Origin of the sequence: Grimontia sp. AD028 (genome assembly GCF_000973155.1) — a bacterium.
Classification (GTDB): Bacteria; Pseudomonadota; Gammaproteobacteria; order Enterobacterales; family Vibrionaceae; genus Enterovibrio; species Enterovibrio indicus.
Map to the genome: position 1 here is coordinate 38,222 of NZ_LASY01000067.1, position 18,387 is coordinate 56,608.

At 48.6% G+C, this 18,387-nt stretch carries 16 protein-coding genes; 5 read left to right on the top strand and 11 right to left on the bottom strand.

Annotation, left to right across the window (positions count from 1 at the left end; genetic code table 11):
• Positions 1-358 precede the first annotated feature (358 nt).
• Positions 359-1,528, top strand: coding sequence for a Card1-like endonuclease domain-containing protein (locus tag RN22_RS15385; RefSeq protein ID WP_002541761.1), 1,170 nt, complete (start codon positions 359-361; stop codon positions 1,526-1,528).
• A 77-nt stretch (positions 1,529-1,605) separates the two neighbouring features.
• On the opposite strand, the gene udp is transcribed toward RN22_RS15385, so the two are convergent.
• The 7 genes from udp to RN22_RS15420 all read right to left on the bottom strand — a co-directional run bounded on the left by udp (position 1,606) and on the right by RN22_RS15420 (position 10,695).
• Positions 1,606-2,373: a uridine phosphorylase gene (udp, locus tag RN22_RS15390; protein WP_046305608.1), complete on the bottom strand. Its 768-nt coding sequence runs from the start codon at positions 2,371-2,373 to the stop codon at positions 1,606-1,608.
• Positions 2,374-2,620: 247 nt separating this feature from the next.
• Complete coding sequence (locus RN22_RS15395) at positions 2,621-4,960, bottom strand: zinc/cadmium/mercury/lead-transporting ATPase (protein WP_197076305.1); 2,340 nt, start codon at positions 4,958-4,960, stop codon at positions 2,621-2,623.
• 78 nt (positions 4,961-5,038) lie between these two features.
• Positions 5,039-5,512 (bottom strand): response regulator, encoded by a 474-nt coding sequence (locus tag RN22_RS15400; protein ID WP_002541755.1) that lies wholly within the window; start codon positions 5,510-5,512, stop codon positions 5,039-5,041.
• 12 nt (positions 5,513-5,524) lie between these two features.
• Positions 5,525-6,940, bottom strand: coding sequence for a DASS family sodium-coupled anion symporter (locus tag RN22_RS15405; RefSeq protein WP_046305609.1), 1,416 nt, complete (start codon positions 6,938-6,940; stop codon positions 5,525-5,527).
• A 204-nt stretch (positions 6,941-7,144) separates the two neighbouring features.
• Positions 7,145-8,620 carry an MATE family efflux transporter gene (locus RN22_RS15410; protein WP_046305610.1) on the bottom strand — a complete coding sequence of 492 codons (1,476 nt, stop codon included), beginning with the start codon at positions 8,618-8,620 and terminating at the stop codon, positions 7,145-7,147.
• Between the two features lie 121 nt (positions 8,621-8,741).
• A complete protein-coding gene (locus RN22_RS15415) occupies positions 8,742-9,161 on the bottom strand; it encodes a CBS domain-containing protein (protein ID WP_002541752.1) in 420 nt (139 codons plus the stop codon).
• A gap of 220 nt (positions 9,162-9,381) precedes the next feature.
• Positions 9,382-10,695, bottom strand: coding sequence for a DUF945 family protein (locus RN22_RS15420; protein ID WP_046305611.1), 1,314 nt, complete (start codon positions 10,693-10,695; stop codon positions 9,382-9,384).
• A gap of 174 nt (positions 10,696-10,869) precedes the next feature.
• On the opposite strand from RN22_RS15420, the gene RN22_RS15425 reads away from it, so the two are divergent.
• The 3 genes from RN22_RS15425 to RN22_RS15435 all read left to right on the top strand — a co-directional run bounded on the left by RN22_RS15425 (position 10,870) and on the right by RN22_RS15435 (position 14,061).
• On the top strand, positions 10,870-12,825 hold the full coding sequence (locus RN22_RS15425) for an ATP-binding protein (protein WP_046305612.1): 1,956 nt from the start codon (positions 10,870-10,872) through the stop codon (positions 12,823-12,825).
• On the top strand, positions 12,822-13,322 hold the full coding sequence (locus tag RN22_RS15430) for a response regulator (protein WP_046305613.1): 501 nt from the start codon (positions 12,822-12,824) through the stop codon (positions 13,320-13,322). Before RN22_RS15425 ends, RN22_RS15430 begins: the two co-directional genes overlap by 4 nt.
• A 181-nt stretch (positions 13,323-13,503) precedes the next feature.
• Complete coding sequence (locus RN22_RS15435) at positions 13,504-14,061, top strand: outer membrane beta-barrel protein (protein ID WP_002541746.1); 558 nt, start codon at positions 13,504-13,506, stop codon at positions 14,059-14,061.
• 73 nt (positions 14,062-14,134) lie between these two features.
• Here the strand turns inward: RN22_RS15435 and RN22_RS15440 are convergent, their stop codons facing one another.
• From RN22_RS15440 to RN22_RS15455, 4 genes are all read right to left on the bottom strand, one after another.
• Positions 14,135-14,512 carry a hypothetical protein gene (locus tag RN22_RS15440; protein WP_046305614.1) on the bottom strand — a complete coding sequence of 126 codons (378 nt, stop codon included), beginning with the start codon at positions 14,510-14,512 and terminating at the stop codon, positions 14,135-14,137.
• A 19-nt stretch (positions 14,513-14,531) separates the two neighbouring features.
• Complete coding sequence (locus RN22_RS15445; protein ID WP_002541743.1) at positions 14,532-14,981, bottom strand: TetR family transcriptional regulator; 450 nt, start codon at positions 14,979-14,981, stop codon at positions 14,532-14,534.
• Between the two features lie 234 nt (positions 14,982-15,215).
• Positions 15,216-16,136, bottom strand: a complete 921-nt coding sequence (dsdC, locus tag RN22_RS15450; protein WP_046305615.1) for a DNA-binding transcriptional regulator DsdC — start codon at positions 16,134-16,136, stop codon at positions 15,216-15,218.
• A gap of 182 nt (positions 16,137-16,318) precedes the next feature.
• Positions 16,319-16,903, bottom strand: coding sequence for a TfoX/Sxy family DNA transformation protein (locus tag RN22_RS15455; protein ID WP_002541741.1), 585 nt, complete (start codon positions 16,901-16,903; stop codon positions 16,319-16,321).
• 455 nt (positions 16,904-17,358) lie between these two features.
• On the opposite strand from RN22_RS15455, the gene RN22_RS15460 reads away from it, so the two are divergent.
• Positions 17,359-18,279: an HDOD domain-containing protein gene (locus RN22_RS15460; protein ID WP_046305616.1), complete on the top strand. Its 921-nt coding sequence runs from the start codon at positions 17,359-17,361 to the stop codon at positions 18,277-18,279.
• The last annotated feature ends 108 nt before the right edge of the window (positions 18,280-18,387 follow it).

The following is an 18,387-nucleotide window of genomic DNA, read 5'->3' on the forward strand; positions in this document are numbered from 1 at the left end:
TTCACGCGAATCCATGTCTTTAACTGTTGTGCAGAGAGTTTAACCAGCTAGATGCGCAGTGTCTTTCCGTTACCCAGCTAGTTTCATTTCTTGCTCAACATTGAGAATTAGTGAGACAGAATTTCATGCGATTCCATCTCCTTACTGACACAAATGACACTTTTAAGATTAGGAAATGAGGGCTATTCGTGGGAACTTTTCTTAGTGAAGTCTCATGTATGCACAAAACAGCCGTACTTTTCATAAGAATCTGAGCAGTAACTACTTGAATATTCCGCTCATAGCCCAGATATTGTCTTAAAGAACAATGAAGGATGGGTATGAAATAAAGTCAAAACGTCATCCTAATGGAGAATATATGGCCACACATGTCGGTATTATTGACCAGGATCCGGTCCGATTGGTCACTGCCTTGCTGCACCGAAAGTTCAAGGCCGAAAAAGTGATTTTCATTGGCGTTGAATGTCAGCTTCCGCAGTATGAGCAGCTGAGTCAGGTTCTCACGCCGAAAGGCTTCGAAACCGAATTTTTCCAGATCCCTTCAGACATAAACATTCCTCTTATCAAGGGCAAAATTGAAGAGCTTGCCCGTCGTTTGAAAGATGAAGGGACAGAAGTCTTCTTCAACGCCAGTTGCGGGTTGCGTCATCGCCTTTTGACTGCTTACGAAATTTTCCGCACCTACCACTGGCCGATTTACGTGATTGAGCCTTTCAGTGACGAGCTTTGCTGGTTGTACCCTTACGGCAAAGAGCAGGAGCAAGTTGAAGACCACATCAACATCAGCGATTACCTGACCATCTTTGGTGCGCGCTGCGAGCTGCCAGAAGATGATATTCGCAGTGTGTTGGACACCACGATTGAAAGTGTCGGCCACAAATGGGCAAGCAACGCCTATGAGTTGGGCCCAGGCTTGGCAACCTTGAACTATTTGGCGACCACCTGTCGCAAAGAGCAAAAGCTGGATGTTGAGCTTAGCGACAAGCAACAGGGCTATCGCGAGTTGGGCATGTTGATTGATGATTTGAACGACGCGGGTCTTTCAACCTATCAAAACGGTGTGCTGACTTTCTCAAGCGAAGCGGCACGCCGATTTGCAAACGGTGAATGGCTGGAGTGGTACGTTCACCATATTGTTGAAGAAATTAAGCGCGAGCTGCTGACGATTCAGGATTTGTCGCTTGGTGTGCAGGTTTACCGCCAGATTGGCGATAAGGAAGTGCGCAATGAGCTGGATGTCGCGACAGTGGTGAATAATAAGCTTCACATCATCGAGTGTAAGACGAAAGGTATGTCTAGCGACGGTGATGACACGCTTTACAAGCTGGAATCGATTCGCGATCTGTTGGGTGGCCTGCAAGCACGCGCTATGCTGGTGAGCTTCCGCCCTCTTCGTCATCACGACATTACCCGTGCGACAGATTTAGGGCTGGCATTGATTGGTCCCGATCAGTTGGGTGATTTGAAAACGCACCTATACCAATGGTTCCTCCGCGCGGGCGGCCATGACAAAGGTCTGTTTGACTGATTCCTTCAGCGACAAAACAAACAAAAAAAGCCGACGCGGATGCGTCGGCTTTCTTTTGGGTTTCGCTGTATCTGTGGTTATGCGTTAAGCATCTTACGAGCAGACTCTACAACCACTTTGATAGAACGCGCTTCGGTCGCTGCCATGGTTTCTGCATTCGGGATTTCTTTCTGTGTGCGGTTAACGATAACACCCGCTACACAACCCGCTTTCAGGCCTGAACTTGCACACATGGTCAACAGCGTTGCTGATTCCATTTCGAAGTTCAGCACGTCCATCGCTTGCCACTCTTCCATTGAACCCTGGAAGCGACGTGTAACACGACCGCTGAAGGTGTCATAGCGCTCTTGACCTGGGTAGAAGGTATCGCTTGAAGCTGTCACACCGGTGTGAACTGCTGCACCAGACTCATCTGCCGCTTGTTTCATCGCCGTGGTCACGTCGAAGTCAGAAACGGCTGGGAACTCCATTGGTGCAAAGTGCAGGCTCGCACCGTCAAGACGGACAGAGCCAGTCGTCACGATGATATCACCCACATTAATGTGCGGCTGGATAGCGCCGGTGGTGCCAACACGCAGGAAAGAGCGAACACCCAATTGCGCCAGTTCTTCTACCGCAATAGACGTTGAAGGGCCACCAATGCCGGTTGAACAAACCACCACTGAGTGACCGTCCAGCTTACCGAGGAACAGAGTATATTCGCGGTGGCTGGCCAGAAACTTTGGCGAGTCCATCAGCGCTGCAATTTTTTCCACGCGCGCCGGATCACCCGGAATAATCGCCATGGTTGCGCCTTCAAGATCAGATTGGTTCACGCCTAAGTGGAATACGGTTTGTTCGGTCATTATTTAGCTCCTCAGTCATCGACACAAAGGGTCGACACATCTAAACGTAGGGTATGAGCTCCTCTCAGTGGGAGCTGCTATTTCATGCTCCCACCATACCAATCACGGAGGAAAATAAAGTGACAAACCTCACTTTTGATAAAGTTTCATTTCATTACATTTCAGTTTTTAGTGACATTAATCACTTTAAACAATGAAACAAAGTGCACTCTATCCAGAGACGGTTTTTGAGCGCTTAGAACGCCACTCAAGCTTTAAAGCGAAGTAACCTCAGAGCATTCAGAGTAACGATAGCAGTGGCACCACTGTCTGCTAAGACTGCAACCCAGAGCCCTGTAAAGCCAAGCACACTGGTCACCAGGAACACGGCTTTTAAACCGACCGCCAAAGCAACGTTTTGTCTGACATTGCGCATGGTGGCGCGGGACAAGGCTATCACTGATGGAATCTGCTCTATGCGATTTTGGCTGAGTGCAATGTCTGCCGTCTCCAGCGCGACATCTGTGCCTCCGCCCATGGCAATACCAATAGTGGCGGATTTCATTGCCGGCGCATCGTTAATACCATCCCCGACCATCGCCACGCGGTGTTTCAGTGCGATGTCATGAATAGCTTCCACTTTGCCTTCAGGCATCAGACCTGCCCTGAAGTCCATATTCAGACTTCCTGCTAATCCTCCAGCGGCATGGGGGTTGTCCCCTGTCAGCATCACTGAACGCACACCAGCTTTGTTCAAAGCATCAACGGTGGCTTTGGCGGTTGCTCTCAGCTCGTCACGCCAGGCAAGCGCGCCAGAGGCAATACCATCAATGAACACAATGGCCACGGTTTTGCCTTGGTCGGCAATAGTCTGCGCAGCATTCTGCCGCTCGGCACTGACAGTGTATTTCTCATCCAGCTTGTCGAGTGCCAACACTTCGAGGTGTTTGCCTTCTACTTCACCGGAGACGCCTTTACCTGCTGTGGCGATAACATTCTCGGCCGTCAGGCTGGCTAGTCCTCTCGCGTTGGCTGCTTCCACCACGGCTTTTGCCAAGGGGTGATGAGAACCCTGCTCGACCGCTGCTGCCTGTGCAAGAAGTGCGTTGTCATCGCCTTCCCAAACCAGTACGTCAGTCACGACAGGCTTACCTTCCGTGAGCGTGCCGGTTTTATCAAAGGCGACCCACTCTACTTTGCTCAAGGCTTCGAGCGCGGCACCGCCTTTAATGAGTGCGCCTTGCCTTGCCGCTGTTGCGAGACCGGAAGTCATTGCGGCAGGTGTCGAAATCACCAATGCACACGGACAGGCAATCAGCAACAATGCCAGACCGCGATAAATCCACGTATCCCAGCTCTCACCGAACATCAGCGGTGGAATAGTGACCACCAGCGCGGCGAGCACAATCATCAGTGGTGTGTACCAGCGGCTGAATCTGTCAATGAACCTTTCTACCGGTGCTCGACGCGACTCTGCATCTTCAATCAAATTCAAGATACGGTCGATGGCGCTCTCACCTTGCTTTGACACAACTTCCAATGAGACAAGTCGATCGACGGCCAAGGCACCAGCCAACACTTTATCGCCCTGCTGTTTTTCAACAGGTATGGACTCGCCGGTGAGTGCGCTCATATCAAAAGCGGCAATCTCGTTTTTCAAAACCGCATCCGCTGGCAACCTGCCACCCGGTGCGATTTCGATGGCGTGTCCCGGTTGCAATGAAGACACGGAGACAGACTCTTTTCTGCCGTCTTCAAAAATACGGGTGACGGTTTCTGGCACCAACGCCATCAATGCTTGGATTCCGGCACGCGCTTTTGCTGAAGCGTAACCTTCCAACCGCTCACCAATCAAAAACAGGACTAGCACCATGGCGGCTTCAACCGTTTCTCCAAGGTAAAGGGCACCAAACGCCGCAATGGACATCAGCGTTTCGATGGAAAACGGTGAGCCGGAGCGCCCAAGGGTGATGGCTTTCTTCACGATGGGGATAAGGCCGAGCACAGTCGCCAAGGTAAACAAGGCGGAGCCTGCTTCTGGCATCCACTGCAACAACACGGCGGCGAACGTCATCACGGCAACCAATGAGATCAGTAAGCCGTCTTTTTTGAAGGTAGTAAGCCAGCCGGATTCTGACTCCAGGGGTTTGGTTTCTGTCAGGCTAAGCAGCGGAAAACCGGTTTTGGCGGCCTTGGCTTCAATCGTTGCTTTCAGCTTATCGCTGTCGGCTTGGTTAAGGTTCACGATGAGCTTTTCGGTCGCAAAACGCACCTGTGCGGATTCAACGCCGGTGATGCCTTTGAGTGCGGTTTCGAGCTTATTGGCGCAGCTTGGGCAGTCCATATTGGTCACGCGCCATTGCAGACTGTCACTGAAAAGGACGGGTTCAGAAGGTGTATCGTTATTCTGTGTTTGGCTGCTGCATGTTTGACTGCTGCAACAGCCTTGGGACGATGGATCGTCAGTGCCTCCATCAGATATTTCTGTGGTAGAACAACTGCTCTCGCTCACGGTATGTGATGAACAGCAAGCCTTCGGTTGGGTTTCCGGCTTGCTGGTGTGTTGAATCGGATTTTGGCATTTCACTGAATGACATGAATGGCACATAGGTTTATCTCCTTAACCAAGTTTCATTATCAGTGTAAACCTTGGAGCCTACTCCAAGGTCAACCCAAATCTGTGAAATTACTTCAATCTGTCCAACACTACCTGCGTATCGAGCACATCAGGGAAGTCTCGATAATCCAGCCCTGCATCAAATACATACTGAGTCACCAGCTTTTTGGCTGCGCCAAGCAATGCTTCGGCATCCCATGGTTTTTCAAAGTAGCGTTCAATGCTCGCATTGTTGATCGCTTCAATGGTATCAGCATGGGTGGCCTGCCCTGTCAGTAGGACTTTACGGGTAAAGCGAAAACGTGGGTCCAGCGAAACTTCGGTTAACAGTTCCACGCCGGTTTTCTCTGGCATCACGTGGTCAGAGATGATCAGCGCGACATGCTCGCCTTCTGCATCTAACTCATCAATCAGATCCAGTGCTTCATCTGCTGACTCACAGTCTTCGATATGAAAGGCCACCGCCAGAGAAGAGAGATCTTTCAGTACGGCACTCAGCACCTCGCGTTGGTCATCAACGCAAATGATGTTTACTTTTTCCATCTGTTTCCCTCATTACAGGAATTCCACCATGCGTAGAATCCATACCATTACAAAACTGAGCGCGACACCGACCACGCCCAAAATAACACCTACTTTCGCCATCTGGTTGCTACTGACATGACCCGTCGCATGCGCCAACGCATTCGGTGGTGTACTGATTGGCAGAGACATACCCAGTGAAGCGGCGAAAGTCACGACAAGAATCAGTGTGGTTTCGCCACCAAGTGGTGACAGCGAAACCATAGACACACCCAGCGCCGCCATGATCGGCATGAGCAAGTTGGCCGTTGCTGTGTGAGACATAAAGTTCGCCATCAACAAACAAAGTGCCGCAGCGCCAAGAAGCACGATTTCCGGTGCGTAGTTTTCAAATGGGATGCTGTTTACCAGCAACGCCGCCAGTCCGGTTTTATCCAGTGCCAGACCCAATGCGAAACCACCTGACACCAGCCAAAGCACATCCCAGGAAACTTTTTTCAGATCTTCTTTGTTGATGATGCCTGTCATCGAGAATACGGCAACAGGGATTAATGCCACGGTGTAGGAGTTCATGCCATGGCTTGAACCCATCAGCCAGAGAAGCACGGTGACCGCAAAGGTGACATACACGGTGATGGCTTTCGGGGTTTTAAGGAAGCGCCCTTTGATAGCCAGATTGATTTGTTTTTCGTCTGCCGGAAACAGGAAGCTGAGTAATACCCAAGCAAGAAGGAGCATGACGATAACAAACGGCACACCAAATGCCATCCATTCGCCGAAAGTGATCAGGTTTTCGCCTGTCAGGTATTTCAAGGCAATCGCATTGGGAGGCGTGCCGATAGGCGTACCAATACCACCAATGTTTGCCGCGACCGGAATTGACAGTGCAAAGGCAATTTTGCCAGGGTCATTGGGTTTAAACAGTGCGAGGATTGGCGTGAGGATCGCTAGCATCATCGCCGTGGTAGCGGTGTTGGACATAAACATGGAGAAGATGGCAGTGATCATCATCAGGCCAGCCATCACCATTTGTGGTTTGTTGCCAAAAGGCTTCAATAACACCCGCGCAAGGTTGATGTCCAAACGGTATTTTGTCGCAGCCATGGCAAGGAAAAACCCGCCCAGGAACAGCATGATAATCGGGCTCGCGAACGTCGCCATGATGGTGTTGTATTGCAGCAAGTCACCAAATTCGGCGCTTCCCGCGTTGCTGCGAAACCAGATTAACCCTTTGTCTGACAGGAACAGGAGCTCGAGCACAATCACCACCACAGAAGTTGCGTAGATGGGTATTGGCTCTAGCACCCAACACAGCGCTGCCAGCAAGAACAAGGCAATGGCTCGCTGCTGCATCACGGTGAGGGTTTCAAAGGGAAACGCAGATGCCGGAAGTATCAGCACCAGCAAGGGGATAAGAATTGGAAGTATGTATTTCGCCTGAATGCGCATAATCGCTTGTAGTCCCTTAAAAGCTAAAACGCCCACTTCGTAACCTGCCGAATCCGTGGGCAACTGGATTATTTTGCGCGCAATGTCATGATCAGTTACTGAATTAGATCAATAAAATGCGGTGTATTTTCAATAGTCTGCATTCCGAATTTTCAAATAAAAAAGGACGCTCAATGGCGTCCTTTGATAAAGTCATCGTTTTGGCTAAGAGCGTGATGTGTTCTTGGAGATATCCTCGTCTGATAGCAACTCATCAGCATCTTCCGCCATCATCTCTCGACAGCTTGTCAGGCCTGCGGCAGGAACATTTGGCTCCACAGGAACAAGATCTTCTTCTTTTTCCTCGTGGTCATCTGCCAACTGGTTGATAAGACGTTTAACCAGGAAGTAACCCGCGATGCCAAACAGCACAGAGCCGACAGCCTGACCAATCAGCACCCCTTCTGCACCTGCGTAATGACCACCCACATACACAAATGGAATGGTTCCAAGTGTCGCCTTGCCCACATTGAGCATGGTCGACCATGTTGGTCGGTTAAGGTTATTAAACGCGGCATTGGAAACAAACAAGGTACCGTTGAAGATGAATGTAATGGCGATATAGGTACAGAACAGAGCCACCATGGAAGCGGCATCCCCATTCAGGCTAAAGGCATCAATGATTAACCCTTGCGAGAAGTAAAGGATAATCGCGACGCCCACACAATACGCTGTCACGAACTTCACCGAGTCGCTCAAGGTCAATCGCACCCTATCAAAGCGCAGTGCACCGTAGTTCTGTCCGAGGATCGGGCCTACCGCACCAGAGAGGGAGAAAATCAGTGCAAAGGAGACTGGTAATAAGCGCCCCATCACCGCATAACCTGCAACATAATCTGCGCCAAATTTCGCAATCTGAGCAGTCACAATAGCGTTACCGATGGGCGTTGCCGTGTTAGTGATGATGGCAGGGCCCGCGATATTGGTGATGGCTTTGAAGTGGGTTTTCAAATCTTCCAACGTTGGCATGGTCACCAAATCGTGCTTACGGTGTACGGCTTGGAACGCCACACCGAACATGACGAAGCGCGATATTAAAGAAGCGGTTGCTGCGCCTTCCACGCCCATGGACAAAGCGAAGATAAAGATAGGATCCAATACGGCATTAGCAGCACCTGCTGCCAAGGTTGCGGACATAGAACGTTTTGCATCCCCCACGCCTCTTAACGCCGCACCACCAGCCATACCCATCGCCATTAACGGTGCGCCAGGGAGCAAAATCCAGAGGAAGTCCGCCGCTTTCTGTGCCGCTTCCCCTTCTGCGCCAATAGATGCAAGGATAGGGTCAAGGAAAACCAGAATAATCCCTGCGGTGATGATGCTAACCAATGCTGAAAACACCATGACGCTGCCAGTAATTTTACGGGCTTCTTCACGTTGACCTGCACCTAGCGCACGACTCACCAAGGCGCCCATGGCAATAGAGGTACCAATTGAAACTGACGTGGAGAAAAAGATGATGGTACCGGCAAAGCCGACAGCGGCAGCCAGCTCGACTTGCCCGAGCAGACTGATGAAGAACATGTCAGCCAAGTCGACTAAAAACAGCGCCATCAAACCCACAGCACCGGATGTCGACATCACGGTGATATGGCGCATGATAGAACCATTAACAAACTTGGCCTGAGATTGGTTTGGCATGAAAAGTCCTGTTTTCTATGTGGTTTTATCTGCCGTTTTACGGCTAACAGACTATGATGCCACGAAAAAAAGGTGCCTCAAGCACCTTCTTTGATACAACACGTTCTATTTCTTTTAACAGTTAAACCGGATGGTGGAACGAGTCGTCAATTTGCGCTGCTATCGCACGCAGAATATCGCGTCGTGAAATACAACCGACCAGCCTTTCATCTTCGTCAATCACCGGATAGACCTTTGGCTTGGCTGGCAGCATTTCTTCTGCAAGGCGGATGATGCTGTCATCAGGAAGAACAGCCTTCACATCACTGTGCATACAATCTGCAACGTTGTTACTGTCCTGACAGTAATAACCCGCTTTCAGCAGTTTGTGAATCAAGTCTTGTTCGGATAAGAATCCAACCACCTTGTTTCTGTCATCAACGACGGGGCCACCCGTCTGGTTGGCACTGAGCATTTTCTCCAACGCCCTGGAAAGCGGCATGGAAGCGGTGAAGGTAACCGGTCTTTTGTTCATGTAATCTTTCACTTTGATCGATTCCATGCATCCCCCTAGTTTTGTTTGATACGTTGTTAGAAACAGGGACAAATCTCTGTAGCTTGTACTAACAGTGTTGACCAACCTGAAAAAATTACTAGCTGCCACAAGGGTATTTTTACGCTTTGTCACAAATGGAAGGCGGTTTTCGTTCATTTTTTCACGTAACTGAAACAGAAAAGCCGGTCGCAATGGACCGGCTTCATTTACTAGCAAATGCAAGACGTTACATAAACATCATCATGAGTAGACCAATTGGAATGCGCTCACCCGTTGGGGAAACTGCTTGGTCGCCTTCAATCTTTGCTTCAAGCGTCACGCCATTTTCGCTTTCGCTGATAAAACCATAAGGTTCAAGGTTGTTCAGTGAAGCAGAAATTGGCGGTACACCATGAACATAAGCCGCTGGAACATTCACCAACAGGTTACCTTTCAGCTTGGACATCAGCGCGCCAAAGTTTTGGGTCACACTGCCAAGGCCAGGCTCAACCGTTAGATCAAACTTGGCATCTACGCGGCCTTCAGGTGTATCCACTTCCAATGGCAATAATTCGAAAGTCATGCCGCTTTCTACCAACCCATCCAGAGACGTCGCCAACTGCATCATATCTTCGTCTGTTGGCTCTGCATTTAAGCTGTCCGCTTTTTCTGCCAGCGTCAGCATGGCGGTGTAATCCAGATCTTTGAAGTTTACGCCCAGCTTGAAGTTATTCAGCTCGATGGTTTCTGGCACATCAAGATTCTGGAATGAAACGGTATTTTTGCTTGTAATACGCAGTTCTTCAGGCGTTGCCGTCGCGACATCACCATTAGTGGCATCCATTTCATTTCGGACATCAAGTCCAAGGTTGGTCACGGTCGCCGCCATACCAGTGAGGTCAGTCAGGCTCACTGTCTTGGCATTCATGAGTTGTTGACCAACCCACATTTCATCGACCATTTTACCTTGGCCAGAGCCGGTAATTTCAGTAAAGGTAAACTTCTCGCCCTCAACACCGGAAAGCTCAACAGAAGGCATTTCCATCTGATAAACAATGTTGCCATCTTTGTCCGCGGAACCTGAGACATTGGCTGGTGAGGTGACAATCTTGATCTCTTCGTCGCCGCCATCCATCGCACGAACGGTCAGGTCAAACTGCGTGTCCCCAAAAATCGACGTTTCACTGACCAGAGTGATTGGTGACTCACCTGACGGCCAAAGCACTTCAGACAATGCTTTAAGTTCTGGGGTCATATCAATGATGGAAATTGAACTGATGCTAAGGAAGCCATGGTCGATTTCACTCAAGACAGTGAAAGACGTTGGTAGGCCTTCTTCTTCATAAACGGTTTTGGTAGAGCCTGTCAGCGAAAACTTGGTCACTACATTTGAAGATAAGTAGCCACGATCGTAAGAAACGTTTTCAACCGCCATGTAAGGGGATTTGGCTTTCTCAACCTCAGCTTCATATTGAGACTGACCAATTTGTCCCGTCGCAAACGGCCATAAGACAGCAATCGCTACCGCACCTGCTACAGCCGCATATTTTCCAAAAATCATTTTCACTCCAACTGACTCGACTTTCTAGTGCTTCCGAGTGTAACCCATTGGTTCTCATAACCCTATTAGGCAGCTGCGTTTTCTTAAATTATGTGTCAGTTTGCAGCGCTCTTCTCAGCTTAAAGACGGGCAAAGCGATACACTCACAAAAAATAGAGATTTAACGGTAAACGCATGAATTCCAATGTCATCCTATGTCTGGACGACGACCCTTCTGTATTGGCGCGAATTGAACGCGAATTGGCTGGTTTTACCGAAACCTTCGACCTTATCTGTGCCGACAATGCTGCGGCCGCCAGTGAAATATTAGAGCAACTCAATCGGGAAGATCGCCGGGTCTCCCTTTTCATTTGCGACCACGCACTGGGAGAAGATGAAGGTATCAACCTTCTTATTAATATCGATAATCATCCTGCCTCTCATGGTGCCCGAACCGTGCTGCTTAACGACCAGCCGGATTTGGAAAAAATCATGCAGGCCGTCAACGAAGGGCGATTGAACTATTGTCTCACCAAGCCTTGGGCGGACAATGAAATCAGTGAGTTGGCAAAAAAAGAACTCACGCAATTCGTGTTGGAATTTAATACAGATGATCTTCTGCGGTACTGCAACACACTGGATCAACGCCGGTTGTTGGATGCTCACATCGAGAAGAAACTGGCTTCCTATCGCAGCGGCTTTATCGAATCTTCACTGGGCGTCTCGGACGAAGAACTGTCGAAGCAGCTGATTGATGGCATATCGGATTACTTCGAGCAAAGCAGTGAGCACAACGTTAGTCGTCTTTACAGCGAAGACCATATTCTTACCCATGAAGACAAACCCAACTCATTCCTTTGGTTTGTGGTGGAAGGCGAAGTCGCGCTGCTGAAACGCGATGAAACTGGCGCATCACATGAAGTGGCAAGGCTTGGCCAAGGCAGCTTGATCGGCGGTATGTCTTTCGTTACTGGCGATGTCTCTTTCTCAACGGGCATAACCCTTGAGCCAACCAAAGTGTTGAAGCTCAACAGAAATCTGTTTTCCCAAGTGATGCAGGCCCGCAATGACTTATTGCCTCTGTTCTCTAATTATCTACTTCGCCACTTTAACCGTCGCCTGAAACGCAGTATTACAACTGAAGTGAAACTGCAGCAAACACTGCAATCGCTGGAATTGGCGCACAAGCAACTTATCGAGAAAGAAAAGATGGCGATGCTTGGGCAACTGGTCGCTGGTGTCGCTCATGAGCTCAATAACCCGGTTTCTGCGATTTTACGCAATAGCGAAACCCTTCGCGATAACATTGGCACCCTCATTAATGTTGAGCTCAATACCCAAGCGCGCGAGAAAGCGAATCAAATCATGGCGGAAGCTCTGCTCTCTCGTCCGATGTCGACAGCCGATGCCCGCAAACTCGCCAAAGACGTTGAGCCGCTTGTAGGTAACCGCAACCTCGCCAGAAAAGCCGTCAATATGGGATTGGATAATCCTGATGATGTGGCGTTCTGGACGAAGGCATTGGGCAATGAGTTCCAGCACACCCTCAATCAATGGGACATGTTCTATCAAGCAGGCAGCTTGCTTCGTTCGACCAATGTCTGCGCAAGACGTATCGCCGATATGGTGAAAAGCCTGAAAACCTATGCCCGTCAGGACGATGAAACCATGCATGAAGTCGACATTCACGAAGGCATTGAAGACACCTTGGTGATGTTCGAGAACCAGCTAAAGCGCATTACACTGGTGAAAGATTATGGCGAGTTACGCCCTATTCGCTGCATGCCCATTGCATTGCAACAGGTATGGACCAACCTGATTTCCAATGCGCTGGATGCTGTAGGGCAAAATGGCGAGGTTGAAGTCAGAACCCGCGAAACCGTTTATCGCAGCCGCAAAGCCGTCAAAGTCACCGTGATGGATAACGGCGTCGGTATTCCTGAAGGGATCAAAGATAAAGTCTTCGAACTCAATTACACCACCAAGCGTGAAGGCCATTTCGGGCTTGGTATTGGGCTTTCTGTCTGTCGCCAGATTGTTGAGCATCATGGCGGTGCCATTAACGTCAGTTCGTCACCGGGCGAATTTACAGCGATGACAGTGACCCTTCCCTATTCTCCCCTTATCGCGCCATACATGGAGGACAAATGAGTAAGTACCTTATTTTATGTGTAGACGATGAACGCGATGTTCTGGATAGCGTGGTAAACGACATTTCATCGCTGGAAAGCCATTTTGTGATTGAAGCGGCAGAGTCTGTCGCAGAGGCCAAAGAGATTTTGGCCGAAGCCAGCGCCGATGAGTTGCGGTTAGCTCTCATTCTCTGTGACCACATAATGCCGGAAGATCTTGGCGTGGATTTCCTGATTGAGCTGAATAGCTCGGCGGAAACCCAAAAGGCCAGAAAGCTGTTACTAACCGGACAAGCTGGGTTGGAAGAAACCGTTCAGGCGGTCAATCATGCCAGCCTTGATTACTTTATCGCCAAACCTTGGAGCGGCGATACGTTGCAACAAGTGGTGATTGACCAGCTCACCACCTTTGTTATTGAGAACGATAGTAATCTGCTCCCTTGGGTAAGTGCGTTGGATGCGGAACGCATTATGGAAGCTATCAGCAATAACCGTCTGAGCTACTCTGACAACTGAATCGACACTTAGGGTGACCAGACCCGAATTCCTGACATTCAATGTCGTGAGTGGTCAAAAAACCAGCCTTTTAAGTACAAAATAACGGTCATAGCGCCAGATTAAGGTGCTATGCTGTTGTTTCGCAAAAGCGACTTCTATTAGAATACGCACACAATATTTTCTTCACGAGACCCTTTTGATGCGCAAAACCAAGATTGCCGGTATTTTGCTGGCTGCCGCGACTTCTGCTGGCTTCTCTGCTGCAAGTGCTGCTAACGACACAACCATGAGCAACTTCAGCTACGACTACTTTGAAGCTCGCGTTGGTATCAGCCCAGTCACTTACGGTGTTGGTTTCAGCACTTCGATTCACCCGAATGCGCACATCCGCGCCGAAGTCGACACTGAGTTCGAATCTGATTTCGATACCACTGCAGCAATCGGTTTCCATGCGCCAGTAAACAACTGGGCAGACGTCTATGGTGAGCTGGGTCTTCGCACCATGAAGCAGCGCGGAAAATACAACCACGACACAGAGTTTGGTGTGGAAGTAAACCTGGGTCTTCGTCAGTGGCTGACTCCACAACTGGAAGTAGGTGCTGAAATTGGTCACCTTTCTATCTCAGACGATGATGATATTTTCGGCTCTGTGAATGCTCGCTTCCACGCAACTGAGCTGTTCTCTATCGGTTCTCAGCTACGCTTCAATGAAGCTTACGGTGACCAGTTCATGTTCACCACCCGCTTCAAGTTCTAAGCGACGGAACATTAAAAAGGCCTCTCAAATGAGAGGCCTTTTTTCTAGGTTCTGTTGACCTTAGGTGATAACTCTATTGGCAATCCACCACATTGAAACCCTGAGGTGTGTCTTCAGTGATCAGCGTTGCGACAGGCTCATAACCCATGGAAGCGGCCAAGTCTTCATAACGTGCATTGATGGTGTGAACCAAAATATCACCGGTTTTTCCACCACACATCTGGGCAAAGCCCATCCCTTCCAACACTCCACATTGTGAAGAGACAAGATCAACGCCGCTATTTCTCAGCAAGCTCTCACTTTCAAAGATACTCATGCCTGACGATTCACACTGAACCGCACCCTTGGTTTTATACACTGTGATTTCTTCTGCGGGCTTGATGGCACAACCTGTCAAGATAACTGCGAGAGCAGCTCCTGACGCCAATCCTCTCAGACCGGTTTTTCTCATTACCTAGCTCCTGAAATGATTATTCAATGTCGATTTCTAATAAGTAAATTGCTGATAAGCCGATAAGCTCAATGACCATGGGCTGGCCAAATTGCTCAATCAGTTTGGAAACACCAAAGGCAACTTTTTGTTTGCCTTGGTCACCACCATTCACCGCACCCAATAAATAACGGATGCAGTTAGAGAATTGGGTTTCAGAGAGCGCTTCAATCCAGGTTCGTTTAATAGAATCACTGTCAGTCGTGTCGATTTGGCTGGTGACGTAAGCCAGTACCTGCCCTTGAAATGCACTCACCATATCCTCTTTTGTCGGCACGACACGTTGGATACCGCTTCGGCTCAGCCCGGTTCTTTTGGCGATAGAGCCGTAAGTGACAGCATCCCAACCTTGTTCCATAAAGATTTCAACGATGGTGCGATAGATAAGCGCCTCTGTTTCTAAAGCGCCTTGCTTGGTGTTCTTCGCCATTATTCCCTTAAACCCACCCAAATCAGCGCTCAGCGCTGGGTTACATAGCCATCACGCTGTTGCTCGCGCGTTTATCTTCAGATAGCTCACATCCCTAATCGCAAATGTTACCTGATTTCGCAGCGGTTTTTTATATTTAGCCGTCACTTTATGTAGCGAATCCAAGTTTACGCCAGCGTGAATTAACCTGATGACAGGATAACCATGCAGCACTGTCCAAATTGACAAGTGAAGTTAGGCGTCATTCAGCACGCTTAACTGGCTGTCCAACCATTGTTTGAATGCCAGTATCTTTGCGTTTCCCTGATGTTCTTCCCGATAGACCAGATAGAAGCTGTAGGGTGACTTAACAGGGCGATCCACCGGTGCTACTAATCTTCCAGACATCAGATAATCCTGTATGTAGGCCATGCGGCCTATCGCCACACCTATACCGCATGTTGCTGCATCCAAAGCAAGATCTGCCCGATCAAAACTATGGTTGGTGCCATTGAGTTCAAGCCCGTTAGCATTGGCCCAATAAAGCCACTCGTCGCTGAGACTGGCGCTTGCCCAAGGGGCCGCATCATGCAAAAGCTGGCACTGAGCCAGTTTCTCTGGGTTGTCGAAAAGTGAATGACGCTCTGCATATTCAGGGCTGCAAACCGGCACGATGGCATCATCCATCAAGTGATGGCTGATTAAACCGTTGTAGCGTCCATGACCAAAGTAAATCGCACAATCAAAAGCTTCGGCTTTGAAATCGATAAGATCGTTTCGGGTTCTGAGATGTAAGGTGACATCTGGGAAAGCCTCGGAAAACTGAGCAAGTTTTGGCACTAACCACTTTTGTGAAAACGTCGGCGGGGCTGAAATGATGAAGTCACCAAAAGGCTTGGCCCGATTGAGTTCAAGGAGTTTAAAGCTGATGGCAGAAAACTGTTCGGTCACCACCAACTTTAGCTGCTCACCTTCGTTGGTAAGGGATAAATGGCGGGGTCTTCGAACAAACAATGACACTTCCAGTCGCTGTTCTAGTTTCTTAATCCGGTGACTAACCGCACTCTGTGTCAGATGGAGCTCTTCAGCTGCGCGTGTGAAGCTCATGGTTTCAGCAACAACAGAGAAACAGTGCAATCCGGCAAGTAAGGAAGAAGAAAGCTGAGGCAATTTCATTGTTTTATTTTGTTTTTGGGTGATACCGAGACTTTAGCAATAATCACCATTTGGGTACACATAGCCAATCAACAGGCGAGATTCATCACTTGAAATAACAGATCTGGTTTTAACCCTAAAACTCTAAGATACAGGCATAAAAAAAGCCGCTTTAAGCGGCTTTTTGGGCATTGAGATATAAGTTAGATTGCGCGAAGTAGTTGTTGTTTGGTTTCTTCGCTCAGCAATGTCCAGTGAGTACCGTTTTGGGCACCAGCGAACATCCACAGTAATTTCACGTCGACATCGTAACCGTGTGCTTCCTGCACTTTACGGAACAATTCTTCCGGGCTCATTGAGAAGAAGGTATCTACATCTTCTACGCCCGCTTTTTTAAGCATACGCTCAATGGTCAAACGCAAGTTGGGTAAATCGCGCAGACGCTTGTTGAGCTTGGAGTCGCGGTATTCTTTCTCTGCTACCGAATTCTCTACGGACTTTTTTACCATCACATCTAACCCCTGATCCTCCGTTTCGTAAAGATCAGTGATGTCATAGTAGTTCACGATAGCGGTAGAGCTTTTCTTAACGTGAACGAATTTCTTGCACTCTTTGTCGATGAGATTTTGCGTTAGGTCGTTACCACCACGCAGGTAAATACGGTCTTCCTTAACCAGTGCGAACATAGCTCCGCTCACGAAGAAGCCAGTTCCACCGAACATTGAACGTTTTTCAGTCTCGCCAAACTGCGACAAGTACTCTACAAAGCCACTTTTAACTTCCAACACGTGTGCCTCCTTTCTCCCCAAAAAATAAACCAAAAAGTTTCGGTTTAAATATCGTAATTTCTCAACGCGAATTAATGATGACGCATTAGGGCATAGAAAACCATGCACCAGATCACCCAACACCGAAAACTGTAGCCATTTTGCAACATCCGTCACGGTTATTGGATGTAATTTTTATGTTTATATCATGTTAATTGAGCGGTTACACTCGCAAATTGTTACGTTTTTTTGCAGGGATATTTCTTCACAAACGTTAGATTACTTCAAAAACTGGCACTTACAGCTGATCAATCTTGCGTTTTATCTACTAATAAGATTGTCAACCAGCACCCTGCATGGATAGCTATACAAGAAAGGGGAACAAAGTGCCTTTCGTTCAAATTTATCAACAGATGTATTTCAATTAAAACACGAGACAATTACTATTAACTCAGCGTTCTTTCGAGTCTAAAAAGATGGATCATCTATCGTTATTCTGGGTCTCCCCTGACCGTGAAAAATACCTCAGAGCCATAGAAACTGATTTTTTCCAGCGTGTTTATCGCAAGCTGAAAGATGGCACTCTTGAGCTTCCTCCCATTCCTGACGTCGTCGTTAAGCTCCAGCGCGCCTGTAATCAGCCCAATACAACCGTCCGTGATGTTGCAACGCTCCTCCTGGATGATGCCACATTGACCGCGGCGGTGATTCGCTCTGCAAACTCAGCGGTATTTAGCCCACGCACCAATCGTCCTTGCCATGACATCAACATGGCTGTATCCCGTTTAGGCATTCAACGCGTACTCGGCATTGCAACTGCTCATGCGATTCAAACCTTGAAAACCAACTCCCCTTTCAGCAAGGAATGTAATGCCCTTCTGAAAAAAAGCGCGACGTCGTCCCGGGAGTTTGGCTCCACCATGGCACTGCTATGTCAAAAGGTGCGTGGTTATGATGAAGAAAACCTCCATCTCGAAGTCGAAAAGTCCCTGTTAATTGGCTTGTTAGCTGACATTGGTATTTACAGCGCAGTGAAGGCGTTTCACGACTACACAGAAGAAGGTAACTATCTGGATTTTGAAATCGCCAGCCACGTCTTTTTCACCGTCAGTCGTGAAGCCAGTCGTTTCATCCTTAAAAGCTGGGGCTTCGATTTAGACTTTGTGGAAGTGTCGCTCAACCGCCGGATCAGAAAAGCCAGCGAAGACGTTTCTTATCTGGATGTCGCTAAGATGGCGAATCATTTGCTGATGTTCAGAGCCAAAGATGAGGACATTGATGAGCATGAAGTGGAAATCACGTTGGCAGGTGCTGAAGCGCTCTATGAGCTGTCGAATTTGAATGAAAGAGACTTCCGAAGTCAACTGAATAACATCATCGATAACTGTGGTTTTTAATGCCGGCATTCCAGCTTCCAATGAAATTTTGACCTGGTTTTCGCACACAGATTGACCTGATTAGATCGCGACTGATACTCTCATCGCGATTTCTTTTTTATCAATAAG